A 14,474-nucleotide genomic window follows, 5' to 3' on the forward strand; every position below is an offset into this window, starting at 1 on the left:
GAGCAAGAAAACATTTTTGTTTTATTAGAGATTGTCAATATTCATAGGTTAGATAGATTAACAGGTAGGAGGATACCATGATAAAAGCGCTAGTGTTTGATTTTGACGGAACCATCTTAGATACGGAATGGACATTATATCAATCATTTAAGGAAATCTATGATTCTTATGGTGTAATACTTCCTGTTGATCTATGGTCACAAGGGGTGGGGAGTGAGCTTGTATTTGACCCTTTTTCTCATTTAGAAGAGCTGATTCAAACTCCGATTGACCGAGTTGCAACAGAAGATAAATGGTTGAATCGTCACAGAGAATTGTTGCAGACAACAGATTTGCGCCCAGGTGTACGGGATTATTTAGAAGCAGCGCGTAATCTAGGGTTAAAAATTGGTCTTGCCTCTAGCTCTCCCCGTTCTTGGGTAGACCCTCATCTAAAGAAATATGGTATACGGGATTATTTTTCTTGTGTCTTAACCAAGGATGATGTACTGCAAGTCAAACCTGACCCAGAGCTTTACACAAAAACGCTTGAGTGCCTAGGAGTAAGACCGTATGAAGCAATTGCCGTGGAGGATTCAGTCACTGGAGCGAAAGCTGCCAAAGCGGCTGGAATGTACTGTATGATTACACCGCATGAGCTATCTCGTAAGCATATTTTTGCAGAGTATGATGTGCGGCTGGAATCTCTTGCGGAGAGACAGTTGGAGCAGGTGTTAGAAGATTTTAAATAACGTTCTTGTAAAGAATTGATTTTTCATATAACATACGCTATTAAAATTCCATACGAAAACCCTTCTGATCCCCAGCCATTTTTAAGACGGGATAAGCAGAAGGGTTTTAATTTGTTATCTATATCGGTGTTCATTCTGTTATTGACGTTTACCAAGGAAGACGACATCGTCATCATCTGAAATGGAATGTTCGCGAGGCTTGTTCTGAAAAGGCCCGTTTTTATGCGACACAGTACTGGAAAAAACATGAGGGCTATTGCCATTTTTCAGTCCTTGGATAAACCGACTAGCTTTCCCTGCTATAACAAGTGCCACTACGGCAATCAATACAATTGGAATCAAAGCTAACATCGCTAAAATGAGTAAAAATTTCATCTTGGTCTCCCCTTTAAGTCGGTTAGTAATATATACGAAATAGGAGCAGGGAAGTTTCAGGCTTGTAAATATTTTTGAAAAGGTGTAAAGTCAATTTCTTTTTCTTTTAAATGGGCAATCAAAAATTTATGATCACGTTTTGGCGTTGCGATGATATATCCGCGAATGATTAGCTCTGTTGTCATATGCTCAGCTTTTTCATCTAGTGCCAACTGTCCAATTTTAGCAGCAATGGTACGTCTCGCAACGGGACGGAACAACTCAGGCACAGGGCTAACCAGTTCGTTTAATAGCTGAAGGCTATCGTCATCCCACATATGACTAGTCTGATCAATAAAGTGATCTTGCCAATCTAATTCCGATTTACCATCCTGCTTAGGCATTGATTTTAGAAATTTTCGGAACATAAAATAGCCACCAATGGCAAACAGACCAACTAGCACAATAGTCCAACCGACAATAAACCAGGAAAACAATCCGTTCACAAGCTACACCTCGTTATCGTTATGCTTCTTACTATCCGTAATTTAACTATCGATCTAATATTTTCATTGTACAACAAATATTCCGTTTTTTTAAGAGGAGGAATAGGCCGAAGCTAGCCAAACTCACACCAATTACCTATACTGAATTGCCTAATCAAGGATTTTCTCTTTCCAATTCTACACGAAATGAGTAAGATAGATAGTACAATAGCTGTTGGAAAAGGGGGCTCGTGTCTATGTTTACACTTGGACAACGGGTAATTATCACAGCAGATTCCTTTGAACAATCGTTGCCAATCGGAGAACATGCCTATCTTATTGGCCGCGATCGCAACCCGGATTCGGCTTTTGACTGGTTGATTCGTGTCCCAAAATATGATCGGCATTTTCCTGTAACGGATAAAGATATTGCTTTAGAAGAGACCATTTGGGCGGAAGCAGCTGAGCGAGCGCAGCAAGAAGCTTTGCTTGACTTTGCCTTGGCTACCAAAAATGAAGCTTTGTTTCGAAAAGTGGTAGGTCTTGCTGACGAAGACCCTGAACAAGGTGCGACAAAGGAATCACCTGAGGAATTTATTCGTAAGGTAAATATGAAAGCTTGGATATAGGTAACGATCAGAATGATTTCCCTGTAGGGCCTAATGAAAAGGCGGCTTGGGGAGATCATTTTGTATTTTCTCTGCCTTCATTGCAGGAATTGCAGGGTGATAACAAGAAATCTGTTAGAGAAGAGATCGATTTTTTAAAAACTAGGTGACGAAGCTCATATCGCCATGGAAAGAGAGGCCTTTTAGCCATGTCAGATTTTATCGAATTTCAAAATGAAGATGGACAGAGTATGCAGTTATCCCGTGAGGATTTTCAAAATACAATAATTCCGAAGTATATGGAGCTTTACTGGAATGAGAATGAAAAATTACGAGAGTTCGCGATGGAGCTGGTGCGTCAGGAATTTCCTGAGCAGGCTTCTAAAGCAGCGGATCGCTTATTGGAATTATACGGACCAATTGAACCAGCAATGATATTCCGTTCCATTGTACATATGCAAATAGGGGAATTTCCACAGGCTCAGAAGCTATTGCACGAAACGATTGATCAATACCCAGAATCAGCTACCGCTCATCTTAATCTCGCTCGCCTGTATGCTCATGGAGGCGAGGAGCATACGGCAGGATTACTGTTGCAAAAGTCATTGCTTATTGATCCAAATCAGGACAATGCATTAGAATGGCTGACTACCTCCTTTATGGAAGCAGGTAAGAAAGAGGAGCTATATCAATATTTAACCGAGCTTGGTAATCGCGAAGGTGCATGGCGTCCGCATTATGTGTTAGCCCTAGTTGCTTTAAAGGAAGGCGACCTGTTGACGGCTATGAATATGTTTAAAGAAACGCTAGAGAAAGTAAACGGTCATGAAGAAATTGTCATGAACGTGACAGGGGAACTTGGACAGGCAGGGTACGTTTATCAGCTTATCCAGATTAGCGAGCAATATTGGAAACCAAGCTTTGAACGTCCATATGCAGGTTTTAACTATATCAATGCGCTGTTACAAACAGATGAGACAAAAAAAGCGATTGATGTCTTAAAAGAATTAGTAGAACATACGCGTGAAGAATTTAAGCCAGCGGTACAAGAATATGTGGACAAATTGCCACAGGAACTTCTGGAAGCACACCAAGCCGAAGAGAAAAATCCAGTAGCCACCAATGGAGAAACGAAGAAGTCTTGGTGGAAAATTTGGTAATTAGCAAAAGACACGTATAAAAAAGAGACAAGGCGCTATTTTCCTTTTCGGAAGATGGGGTCTTGTTTTTTGTTTGTAACGGTGTTTGAAGGATAAACAGTTTGTTGACGATATCCTCTAGTAACCAGAACAAAAAGGTGATAAAATGCAAGTAAATATTTGATAATGATTATCATTTTTAATGATGGGCATATCTTTCGTGAAATGAATCTACGAATGTAGACATAAATGCTAACGAAAAGGCTACCTGTTACAACGTATACAGATATAAAACGGCACAATACCATCAGATCCAGATCAATAAACTATCGAGGAGGAACATACTCATGACAGAAGCAATGCAGACGTTGGCAACACTCATTACGTCCAGAAGAACTGTACGCCAAACCGAAAACACTCCCATTCCGCTGGAGACGATCTATAAAATTTTAGAGCAGGCAGCATATGCTCCTTTTCATAGCGAAGTAGAGCCTTGGGCAGTCAAAATTGCTTCCACTGAGCAAGAAAAAAAGTTTTTTTTCCAATGTGTCTTTAATAGCTACGAACGAATTGGGATTTTTGAATCTCATACGGATGAGAAAAAGGAAAAGGTGAGAGAGTCATATCGAGAATACTTTGAAGGTACACCGATTTCCATGCTGATAGCAACAGATGTATTTGATCATGAGAAAAAGAATTTTGAAGCAGTTGGGGCTACGTGTGCCTTTATTCAAAACATCCAATTGCTATGCTGGGAGCAGAACATTGGGGCTGTATGGCGGACCAATCCTTATATTTTTGACGCAGAATTTACAAAGGAAATCGGTTTTCGTTCCAACCAAAAAATTGTAGGTTCTCTTCATTTAGGCTATCCACAGCAGGTACCGAAAGCTAAAGAACGCCGAGCATTAGATCAATGGGTATCGAGTATTCAAGTAGGGGCGAAATAAGAGGCCAGACGATAGCGATAGCAATCTCAACATTCCATGTACCACCAGCGTGTGGCGATGGAATGTTTTTTTGTAATTTGTAAAGGGAAGGTAAAAGTTATAAGTAGATTTGCATAAGCTTGTGATTTGAAATAGGGCAGGATATACTTAATTTGTTTCCTGGGAAACAAAAAAGAAAGGAGAAGTGGATACATGATTACACAACAAATTGTCGGGAAGCTGCAAAAGCTACTGCATCAACATGAAGAAAACCTGAAGCAAAGACGTACTGGCTTATTGAACTCGATTCGAGATTTAGACAGGTTGACAGGAGAGCTGACTTTATCTGAACTGCATGTAATCGCTTGTATAGGAAAACAGGGTCAAGTAAATGTAACAGCTATTTCACAAGAGATGGATATGACTCGTGGAGCGATTTCTAAGATTAGTACGAAGCTTTTGCAAAGAGGTTATCTAGTAAAAAAACAAAGAGCTGATAATCAAAAAGAGGTACATTTTCAGTTAACACCGATGGGTGATGAAATTTTTCGTTTACATGAGGAGCTACATGAACAGGCAGAGAGGCGAATCGAGAGGTTTTTACAAAAATACTCCAGCTCTGAACTTGCTTTTATTGATCGTTTGCTCAGCGATGCCATTGCTGAACATAAAAACAAGCAGACAGAATAGGAAATTGTGAATTGGTTAGGAGGAAAGAGAGAATGAAGACAAAAGTGATTTTGTATACATTAGCCATCAGCGCGTTAGTAGGATCGCTGTCTCAAAACATCTACACGCCGATCTTACAGCAAATGCAGGAGCAATTACATACATCACCGTACTTAATCAATCTAAGCATTTCTGTGTTCACTATCGCTCTAGCTGTCATGCAAATCGTGTATGGCCCCCTTATTGATAGTATCGGACGCAGGGCTGTGTTGCTTCCTAGTCTGCTTCTCTATGTGATAGCTTCTGTGGGATGCGCCTTTGCCGAAAGCATTTTTGGATTTTTATTCTATCGTGTATTACAAGGAATCGGAGTAGCCGCAATTCCAGTGATAGCAGCTACGGTCATTGGGGATATATTTGAAGGTTCGCATAGAGCTCAAGCTATGAGCAGCTATCAGATGCTTCTATCCCTAGCATCGGTCATCGGGCCATTATTGGGCGGGTTTATTGGAGGACAGAGTGGATTTGCGGGTATTTTCACCTTTTTAGGTGTAACGGGTCTCGTTATGTTTCTCGCTAGCTTAGTCTTTGTACCAGAAACGAAGCCCACAAAGGGAATCGTACGAACATTTCAACTACAGGCTTATGGAAAAGTACTTGTTCACCCGATTGGGCGGCTAGTCCTGTTGCTTGGCTTTGCTCAGTTTTATTTGTTTTACAGTGTATTGGTGTTTTTACCACATGTGCTCCAGAACACATATGGGTTATCTGCTCAGCAAACAGGGCTAGCTTTTTTACCATTGTCCCTATGCTTGATGGCAGGGAGCTTTGTAAGTGGAAGATTGAAAAAGAAACAGCAGGAAAGAACTGAACAAAGATTGGTGTTCACTTGCTTTTTACATCTGATAGCGGTCGTCATTTTTACACTGACCGCAAATATTTCTGTAGGATGGCTTTTGTTTAGCTTATCTTTATACGGTTTTAGCGGCGGTTATGCCATGCCAATCCAAAGTACGCTGCTAACGGAGCTCTTTGTAGCAGAGCGAGCAACAGCGATTGGCTTCTACAATTTTATTCGTTATGTCGGCATGGCGGCAGGGCCGATTATCGGTAGCTTCTTGTATCAAGGGGGACAATTTGTTTTGACATTTGGAGTAGGAGCTACGGGATTTGCGATTGTCATTTTATTTGCAAGGAACATGATTAGAATAGGTGAAAAACAGCTTTTGCAATAGCTGGTGCCGGTTAAAAGCTTTCTTACGTCAAAACAACATCATTACTTAGGAAGGGTCATCCAAGGGACGTGGGTGACTTTTTTTGTGATCTAACATCACTAAAAAACAAGAGACAGTAAGAAACAACTAATCTAGTATTACTACGAACGAACTCTGGATCGATAAGGAAACCGGTCTAAAGCTAAAGTTCATTACCAATGCAAATAACAAACAAATTTCCGAGTATATCGTAACTAAGGTTGATTTTCATCCACAATTTCATGAAAAAGACTTTACTCTTGATTTACCTAAGGATGTTAAAATAATAGAAAACTAAGCCGAAAGAAGCCAGTGAGTTATATCCTCAAAGAAATACATGAAAACATACCCATCTAATAAAAAATGACTCTGACGTTCATTCAGGGTTATTTTTTTATGCCCTAGCACTTGTGAACGTTACAGGTAGAGATGCAAAAGTAAACGATTTGATGCATTTTGATCATTGTCGTATATTGACGGAATTTGTATAATAAGCGTACCTTTTCAAACTTGTTATCTTTCAATCCAATGGTGGAAAGGGTAACGTTATCAATCTAATATTTGATTGATTAACCTGAAGATGAATTATAAATGATCAGAAAAAGCTCTTGCCAAAGCATAAGAGCTTTTTACGCCTTGTTCGCCATAATGAGCCAAATGAATCATGTAGAAAAAGATTCATAGAGTGGACAGGTTTGGTTAGGTTTGAGTACTGAGGATTCTATATAACTGGAAAAGGGGAGATGATCTATGTTTTTTAAGTCAGTACAAGCTAACGAGCTTACTGCATTCGTAGAGGAAAGCCGGAAATTACGCAAAATGGTTGAAATGAATGACTTTTCCACTGAGTTTCAGCCGTCTACAGATAACCCAGAAGCAAAGGAATTTGCTGAAAATCTGAATGAGATTTTAAGAACGATGCAAAGCTTTAGAGAAAATGTAGCCGTTCGACTTGAATTGGTAACGGAAGCCATTGAAGTGGGCTTATGGGATATGAATGTGATAGCAGGTGATCCTGTAAATCCTCAGAATACGTTTACCTGGACGAATGAATTCCGCAAAATGCTGGGCTATCGGGATGAAACTGATTTTCCTAACGTGCTTCACAGCTGGGCATCAAAACTGCATCCAGATGATCATGACCAGGTTCTAGAAGCTTTTGAAAAGCATCTATTGGATCACTCAGGAAAAACTCCTTATGATGTGGAGTATCGTTTATTATTAAAAAACGGTGAATATCGCTGGTTCCGAGCTACTGGGGCAACGATTCGAGATGCTAATGGCGTTCCTTTACGGGTCGCAGGTGCCTTATTCGATATACACGATAAGAAAATGAAAGAACAAGAATTAGAATCCTTGGTAGAACGGTATGATCTTATCAATCGTGTTCTAGTGGAAGCTCCTTGGGATATGACCGTTGTTGAGGGCGATGTCATTAATCCCAATAATGAATTTTGGTGGTCACCTCAATTCCGAAGAGCTCTTGGATTTAAAGATGAAACAGATTTCCCAAATGTGATGAGTAGCTGGAGCAGCAGACTTCACCCAGAGGATGAAAAACGAACATTAGAAGCCTTTGCTAATCACTTGAATGATTATAGCGGGAAAACTCCATTTGATATTGATTATCGACTACGCTTAAAAAATGGTGAATATCGTTGGTATCATGCTAGCGGTGAAACGATTCGAAGTCGCACTGGTATTCCATTGCGAGTAGCTGGGACCATACGGGATATTACCCTTGAGAAAAACAAAGAGCAGGTCGTACGTGAAATGACCTCTCAAATGAAGCATCTGTCAGACTCGATTAGCGATATGGTGAAAGGTGTTAATTCAATAACGAATCAAGCTCAGGAGCTTGCAGTTGCGCAGGATCAATCAACTGAAGCGGCCAATCAAGCGAAGGGCAGTGCAGATGAAACCAAAAATATTTCAAATTTTATTAAAGAAATTGCTGAGCAGACGAATTTGTTAGGCTTAAATGCAGCCATCGAAGCAGCACGTGCAGGTGAGCAGGGGCGAGGTTTTGGGATTGTCGCAGACGAGGTAAGAAAGCTAGCTGTACATAGCGCAAATGCTACTGTAAACATTGAAAGCAGTTTGAATGAAATGAAGGAACTCATTGAAACCATTCTATTGCATATTGGAAAAATGAGTACTCTTACACAGACACAGGCGGCCTTGACAGAGCAAGTAAACTCATCAATGGATGAGATTAATAAAATGTCACAGTCCCTAGTAGATTTTACGAAAACATTATAAGCTACTTATATCGTATTATGAAGCTTACTAGAATCTATACCGGCAAGCAGCCGGGCATCCATTAACACGGTTGTGCCCGGTTGCTTATTTTTAGGCAGGTAGGATGTACGATGAACAAAGTTTTTTAATTCCGTTGCTTTAGGTATTCCTCAAGTTGAATAGATATGTACATCAACACTCCCACAAGTGCCCCAACCATCACACCGTCCAAGAAAAAGCCGATACTTCCCCCAACTAAAGCAAACGTCATTACCTTTGTACCCATCATAGTAGTATCTCCTTTTTTACTAGAGTTGAAGTTTTTATTATATCAATAGTTACAATGTTTTTTGTATACCAAAAAATCAGTTTTTCATTGGGTGAGGTGGGCTTGCCACATCTATTTCCTCTTTAGCAGAACTCAATATCTTTATTTTTATCATGATGAAGAAGAAAGCAAGCAAGGCAAATGTAATTCCGCTCCAAATGAGCTGATGTATGCCCAGTTGAGAGATAAACCAGCCACCAATAGAAGTTCCCAACGTAATTCCAAGATTGGAGAATGAGACAAATAAACTGTTGCCAAATTCAGGAGATTCCTTTGCCTCAGTCATGAGCCATGTTTGGCTGACGATTAGCCCTCCAGAATGTATGATTCCCCAAAAGAATACGACAGCCGCCATTGGAATGAAAGAAGAACCAAAATAGTAAGCAAGTACGTAAATTACTATATAGAGAAGAGGAAACGATATCACTGTCTTCATCATGTTTTTTTGTAAGGAAGACCCGAATAAAAAATTGCCAAAAATCATAATGAGGCCAAACAGCATCAACATGAAACTAATCCATGAGCCGTTCATGTGTGTTACCTGCCCCAGATATTCAGCAAAATAGCTATATACAGTAAACATAGCTGCAAAGATGCATATAACTGTGGCGATATTTACCCATAGTCCCGGTTTACGTAATATGCTAATCTGCTTTCCATAAGACATCTTTTCTTTAACAGGCATGGAGGGGAGCCAAAATAAAATTCCTGCAAAAGCAATCGCGCTTACAATAGCCCCAAACAGAAAAGCGGCCTCTAACGAGAACTGCTCGGCGAGAAAAGAGGTTAAAGGTATACCAAAGGCAAATCCGACAGTTATCCCAGCAAAAACCTTTGTAATCGCATGCCCGCTTTTTTCTAAAGGGACAAGTTTGGCAGCAGTTACGAGAGCCACTGAAAAAAAGATGGGATGAAAAATAGCAGGCAGAATACGGAAAGCTAGCATCATCTCGAAGCTAGTTGTATAAGCGTAAACCATATTTGAAATCATGAACATAAGGACTGCGGTTAACAGAATTCCTTTTCGATTGATGCCAGAAGCAAGCAATGTCAGAAATGGACCTGTAATAGCAACGACTAAAGCAAAGATACTTACAAGTAGTCCAGCTTGTGAAGTTGTTATGTTAAATTTTTGTGTGATCTGAGGGAGAACCCCTACAATCCCCATTTCAGTGGTAATAATACCAAATACACCTAAAGCTAGCATTATGATAAGAAGAGGGTTAAGCTTTTTCATGTAAATAAATCTCCATTCTTATTTGTATCGGTCATTTTACATACAAAAAACTATATATCTATATATATAGATGTTAAAGGTAAAAAAGAAAAGCCTCCTTTCCTTTTATAGTTCTTGTTGGACATACTCGGCAAATTCCCGAATGGTCTTTTCGTTTCGTCGATAATACGTCCATTTTCCGATTCGTTCTGATTCCAACAACCCAGCTTTTTGCATGGTTAACAAGTAACTAGAAATGACTGATTGGGCTAAACCAGATTTTGTTTGGATATCGCCCACACATACACCAATTTGAAAACTCAGCCCTTGTTGTAAATAAGGTCTTTCATCAAAGAATTCCCCTGGATTTTTTAACCATAGTAAGATTTGTCGACGAGTCTCGTTAGTCAGTGCTTTATAAATCAATGAAGGTTCCATGGAGATTATTATATCTATTTTTATAGATTTGTAAATATAAGAAGTGTGCATTGTAATTTTTTAAGATGGCTGAAAGGAAAAAGCCGCCCCGAATAGGAGCAACTTTTTGGTATTGCTATCTATTTAAACTGGCTGGTAAGCCTCTTCTCTAGGTAGCTGACACCTTGGTACATCAAAGCGGCGACGAGAGCAATGACGAAGAGAGACACCATGACCAGGGAAAAATTAAATACCTGAAAGCCATAAATAATGAGATAGCCTAAGCCTTTTTGAGCAACTAGAAATTCTCCAACAACAACACCTATCCAAGAAAGTCCGACATTTACCTTTAAGGATGAAATAATCGTTGGCATTGTGGCAGGAAATATCACCTTGGCAAACATCTGACTTTTTCTTGCACCAAAGGTCTGCATGACCTTCAGATAGTTAGGATTAACCTCACGGAAGCCGGAATAGATCGTGATGGCGGTAATAATAATCGAAACAGAGAGGGTCGTGGCAATTATGGAGATGACTCCGGGACCTAAACCTACAATGAACAGAGGCCCCAATGCTACTTTAGGCATGCTATTTGCGATAATTAAATAGGGTTCTAGCACGCGCGATAAAAATGGGGACCACCAAATCATAATAGCCAGTAAGGTACCGAGGAGAGTTCCGAGTAAGAAGCCAATGATCGTTTCAAGGACGGTTACGCTGGTATGCATCAACAAGCTCATATCAGCCATCTTTTCGATAAACAAACTCCAGATTCGGCTAGGTGAGCTAAACAATAGGACATCAATCCATTTGAAGAAAGCAGCCAATTCCCATGTGCCTAAAAAAACAAATAAGATGAGAAGCTGGGTGAGAAAAACTAACCATTTTGTACGTGTGACGCCATGTTTATACTGCTGATGAATATGATCAATGTTAATCTGCTCCATCAGAACTTCCCTCCATCTCTCTCCACACGTGGTTATACAGATCGGAGAAGCCAGTCAATTGTCGAGCTTGGAACGGCAACGCCTGACGGATTAACTCTGGTATCTTCATTTCTGAACGAATGCGTCCCGGATTTCGATCTAATATGTAGATTCGGTCTCCCATAGCTACAGCTTCTTGTAAATCATGGGTGACTAAAATAGCGGTTTTTTTGTGACGACGCAAGGTTTTGATAATAAGGTCTTCGAGCTTAAGCTTCGTCTGATGATCCAGAGCGGAGAAGGGTTCATCGAGAAGTAGGATTTCCGGTTGACAGGCAAGCGTTCGGACCAAGGCTACACGCTGTCTCATTCCGCCAGACAATTGCTGTGGAGAAGCTTTGCGAAAATGAATCAGCTCCATTTCTTCCAGTAAATGCAATGCGTATTCTTCATTTGCTTTGCTGCGGATTCCCTGCACTTCTAATCCGAGAAACACATTCTCTTCTATGGTGCGCCAGTTAAATAAATAATCCTGCTGAAGCATATAGCCAACCTTAAGAGTCGTTCCTGTTAGCTGACTCCCGTCTACGTATATTTGACCTGCTGTAGGCTTTTCGAGTCCTGCTATGAGTGAAAGCAAGGTGGTTTTTCCGCAACCACTAGGGCCTACTAAACAGACGAACTCACCTTCCTCCACATGCAAGGAAATATTGTTTACTGCCATAAATGCATTGCGTGGTGTTACGTATAGATGGGTGACATCATTTACCTCAATTTTTGCCTGGGGAGAAGGGGGCATAGGCTATTTACCTCCTATCGCCTGATTGGCAAATGTTTCATTCACTAGTTTTTCATAGGGGATTGACTGTTTCAGCTCTCCAGCAGTCTTCATAATTTCTAATAATAATTCCCAGTCAGCTTTTTTTAATAAGGGAGTGGCTGAATAGGAACCCTGCTCCTGATAACGCTGAATAGAACGAGTGAGAATATCTGCTTTTACATCAGAAAAATAGGGAGTAATTACTTTTGCCACTTCCTCGGCAGAATGAGAGTTTACCCATTGTTGCCCTTTATATATGGCGTTAGTGAATTTCTGAATATTCTTCTTGTTTTTCTGGATATAGCTTTGTTTCGTCATATAGCTGGTATAAGGAACATTACCACTTTCCTTACCAAAGGAGGCTACTACATGACCTATGCCTTCTTGTTCGAATTGAGATGCTGTTGGTTCAAAGAGTTGTACAAAATCTCCAGTACCTGAAGCGAAGGCGGAAGGGATATTTTTAAATTCAATGTTTTGAAGAACGGTAGCATCCGTTTGGGGCTCAATTTTATTTTTTTTAAGGACAAACTCGCCGACCATTTGAGGCATTCCACCCTTTCGTTGACCGAGGAATACCTTGTCTTTTACCTGATCCCACGAAAAGTGCTTTGATTTGGGCCGGGCGACTAAGAATGTGCCGTCAGTTTGGGTAAGCTGGGGGAAATTACACATATAACAGGGTTAACGCATAGAATATTCAATTCGAATTTTCTTGTTTCTTCCGCGTTCTCGGTAAATAATAACTTTTTCGAATAAACTATGAAGCAGCTCTTTTTTGCGAAATACGTCTGCTAAACGATACTGTTCTCTGATATTGGTCATTTTTTTAATTTTGCGATATTTTTCCTCTGGGGTTTCCTCTTCCACATCATAAGCATTGATGAGTTCTTGCAGTTCATTTTCCTTATGGTTCAAAGTGTTGATCTTTTCAAAAAGTGTTTCCTTTGGAATAGGGTTGCTGTCGTTCATGAACACATCGTACCACTTTTCTTTTTGTGTTTGGATTTTTGCTATCTCATTCCTGATTTTATCTAAATCTAATTCGACTTCTCTTTGATTTTCGACCTTTTCTACGAAATACTCTTTTGATGTAATCAATCTATCGATCTCGCCGAGGAGAGGGTCTAATATTCTCTGATCATGGGTCATGCGGTTACATCCCAGACAACGATAATACGTCTTTTGATCGCGATGATCGTAGAACCCTTGCATATTGTGTTCTTCACAGTGCCCGCAACGTAGTATCCCTGTCAAAGGGAACTTTCCTTTCCTTGGCGATTGACCGGACTTTTCCTCCATTGTCTTTTTGACCTTGGCGAACAATTGTTTTGAGATGATGGGAGGATGGTTCTCCAGCACAATTTTATTACCCCATCGGTATACGCCTATGTACATGTCGTTCAACAGAATATCCCGAACGGAAATATGGTTCCAACGTTTAGCGATACGTGGACGAACATCCATTTCATTAAGGTGTTTAGCAATCGACCGATACCCAAAACCTTCCACGTACCATTGGTATATCTTTTCTACTGTCTTTGCTTCCTGCTCAATGATTGTACATGTAAAATCTTTATCGAAGTGATAACCAAATGGGGAGTGTCCTCCAGGTTTCTTGCCCTCATCAATCATCTGTTCAATGCCGAATTTCACACGCTCTGCTAAGTTCTCCCTTTCCCACTGTGCCAGAGCCGCAACAAGTGTAATGAATAGGCGCCCCATAGCTGTTGAGGTGTCATATACTTCAGTAGCTGATCTGAAAGCGACATCATGTTTTTCAAATAGCTGCAGCAGTAAGTAAAGATCGAGAACAGACCGAGTAAGTCGATCCAAACGGTACACTAGAACCATATCAAGGGTTCCTTTTTTGATATCCTTTAATAGACGTTGCATTTGTGGCCTTTGAATATCTTTTGCTGACCATCCTTCTTCGATATATTCCTCTACGATTTCCCAGCCTTGGCTTTTACAAAATGCTCGGAGTCGTTCACGTTGAGCTGGGATAGAGAAGCCTTCTTTTGCTTGTTCATCTGTTGAAACACGTACATAAATCGCTACTCTTGTGATTATGACTTTTTTCATTAAACTCACTTTCTCTCCATTTTATATACTTACCCATCTCAGTTGGGATACCGTTACGTAGACAAATCTCATCTGAGGCTTCTTCGCATTGAATTTTGTCTTCGTGAATGAGCAATTTTACTGCAAATGCATTTACGTGCCTTTCAAATTTATCTGGATTAAGAGTTGGTTTTGTCCTAGGTCAGTAAAAGAAAATGATTCCCAAGTACACGAGAGATTATAAAAGAGCAATTAGTTTTGTAACATTTGACCAAGTTGTTTCTTGTTTCCTCC

At 40.2% G+C, this 14,474-nt stretch carries 15 protein-coding genes and 1 pseudogene; 7 read left to right on the forward strand and 9 right to left on the reverse strand.

Features of this window, described 5'->3' with window-relative positions; all coding sequences use genetic code 11:
• Positions 1-77: 77 nt before the first annotated feature.
• Complete coding sequence (locus GOP56_RS00545) at positions 78-731, forward strand: HAD family hydrolase (RefSeq protein ID WP_101667855.1); 654 nt, start codon at positions 78-80, stop codon at positions 729-731.
• Positions 732-869: 138 nt separating this feature from the next.
• Here the strand turns inward: GOP56_RS00545 and GOP56_RS00550 are convergent, their stop codons facing one another.
• Together GOP56_RS00550 and GOP56_RS00555 are read right to left on the reverse strand one after the other, a co-directional pair.
• Entirely contained in the window at positions 870-1,106 is a 237-nt protein-coding gene (locus tag GOP56_RS00550; protein WP_121473768.1) for a hypothetical protein, read from the reverse strand.
• A 56-nt stretch (positions 1,107-1,162) separates the two neighbouring features.
• Positions 1,163-1,591, reverse strand: a complete 429-nt coding sequence (locus GOP56_RS00555) for a DUF2621 domain-containing protein (RefSeq protein WP_003338078.1) — start codon at positions 1,589-1,591, stop codon at positions 1,163-1,165.
• Positions 1,592-1,827: 236 nt separating this feature from the next.
• Between GOP56_RS00555 and GOP56_RS00560 the strand changes: the two genes are divergently transcribed.
• The 6 genes from GOP56_RS00560 to GOP56_RS24235 all read left to right on the forward strand — a co-directional run bounded on the left by GOP56_RS00560 (position 1,828) and on the right by GOP56_RS24235 (position 8,430).
• Positions 1,828-2,199 carry an ATPase gene (locus GOP56_RS00560; RefSeq protein WP_163244206.1) on the forward strand — a complete coding sequence of 124 codons (372 nt, stop codon included), beginning with the start codon at positions 1,828-1,830 and terminating at the stop codon, positions 2,197-2,199.
• A 188-nt stretch (positions 2,200-2,387) separates the two neighbouring features.
• Positions 2,388-3,338: a tetratricopeptide repeat protein gene (locus GOP56_RS00565; protein WP_003338072.1), complete on the forward strand. Its 951-nt coding sequence runs from the start codon at positions 2,388-2,390 to the stop codon at positions 3,336-3,338.
• 326 nt (positions 3,339-3,664) lie between these two features.
• Positions 3,665-4,267, forward strand: a complete 603-nt coding sequence (locus GOP56_RS00570; protein ID WP_163244207.1) for a nitroreductase family protein — start codon at positions 3,665-3,667, stop codon at positions 4,265-4,267.
• A gap of 192 nt (positions 4,268-4,459) precedes the next feature.
• Positions 4,460-4,936, forward strand: coding sequence for a MarR family transcriptional regulator (locus GOP56_RS00575; RefSeq protein WP_022584985.1), 477 nt, complete (start codon positions 4,460-4,462; stop codon positions 4,934-4,936).
• A 32-nt stretch (positions 4,937-4,968) separates the two neighbouring features.
• Positions 4,969-6,150: an MFS transporter gene (locus tag GOP56_RS00580; protein WP_163244208.1), complete on the forward strand. Its 1,182-nt coding sequence runs from the start codon at positions 4,969-4,971 to the stop codon at positions 6,148-6,150.
• 768 nt (positions 6,151-6,918) lie between these two features.
• The gene (locus GOP56_RS24235) at positions 6,919-8,430 is read left to right on the forward strand and encodes a methyl-accepting chemotaxis protein (protein WP_163244209.1); all 1,512 of its coding nucleotides are present in this window, start codon (positions 6,919-6,921) and stop codon (positions 8,428-8,430) included.
• Positions 8,431-8,554: 124 nt separating this feature from the next.
• On the opposite strand, the gene GOP56_RS23250 is transcribed toward GOP56_RS24235, so the two are convergent.
• The 7 genes and pseudogenes from GOP56_RS23250 to GOP56_RS00615 all read right to left on the reverse strand — a co-directional run bounded on the left by GOP56_RS23250 (position 8,555) and on the right by GOP56_RS00615 (position 14,201).
• Positions 8,555-8,698 carry a hypothetical protein gene (locus GOP56_RS23250; RefSeq protein ID WP_003338065.1) on the reverse strand — a complete coding sequence of 48 codons (144 nt, stop codon included), beginning with the start codon at positions 8,696-8,698 and terminating at the stop codon, positions 8,555-8,557.
• 76 nt (positions 8,699-8,774) lie between these two features.
• On the reverse strand, positions 8,775-9,974 hold the full coding sequence (locus tag GOP56_RS00590; RefSeq protein ID WP_163244210.1) for an MFS transporter: 1,200 nt from the start codon (positions 9,972-9,974) through the stop codon (positions 8,775-8,777).
• 105 nt (positions 9,975-10,079) lie between these two features.
• The gene (locus tag GOP56_RS00595) at positions 10,080-10,391 is read right to left on the reverse strand and encodes an ArsR/SmtB family transcription factor (protein WP_003343852.1); all 312 of its coding nucleotides are present in this window, start codon (positions 10,389-10,391) and stop codon (positions 10,080-10,082) included.
• A gap of 119 nt (positions 10,392-10,510) precedes the next feature.
• Positions 10,511-11,317 carry an ABC transporter permease gene (locus tag GOP56_RS00600; protein ID WP_163244211.1) on the reverse strand — a complete coding sequence of 269 codons (807 nt, stop codon included), beginning with the start codon at positions 11,315-11,317 and terminating at the stop codon, positions 10,511-10,513.
• Positions 11,304-12,095: an ABC transporter ATP-binding protein gene (locus tag GOP56_RS00605; protein ID WP_163244212.1), complete on the reverse strand. Its 792-nt coding sequence runs from the start codon at positions 12,093-12,095 to the stop codon at positions 11,304-11,306. Before GOP56_RS00605 ends, GOP56_RS00600 begins: the two co-directional genes overlap by 14 nt.
• Positions 12,096-12,098: 3 nt before the next feature.
• Positions 12,099-12,785, reverse strand: a pseudogene (locus GOP56_RS00610) (ABC transporter substrate-binding protein); the annotation flags it as partial.
• 15 nt (positions 12,786-12,800) lie between these two features.
• Positions 12,801-14,201, reverse strand: a complete 1,401-nt coding sequence (locus GOP56_RS00615) for a recombinase family protein (RefSeq protein ID WP_163244214.1) — start codon at positions 14,199-14,201, stop codon at positions 12,801-12,803.
• Positions 14,202-14,474 lie beyond the last annotated feature (273 nt).

This window comes from Brevibacillus sp. 7WMA2 (genome assembly GCF_010748895.1).
In the GTDB taxonomy this organism is placed as follows: Bacteria; Bacillota; Bacilli; order Brevibacillales; family Brevibacillaceae; genus Brevibacillus_B; species Brevibacillus_B halotolerans.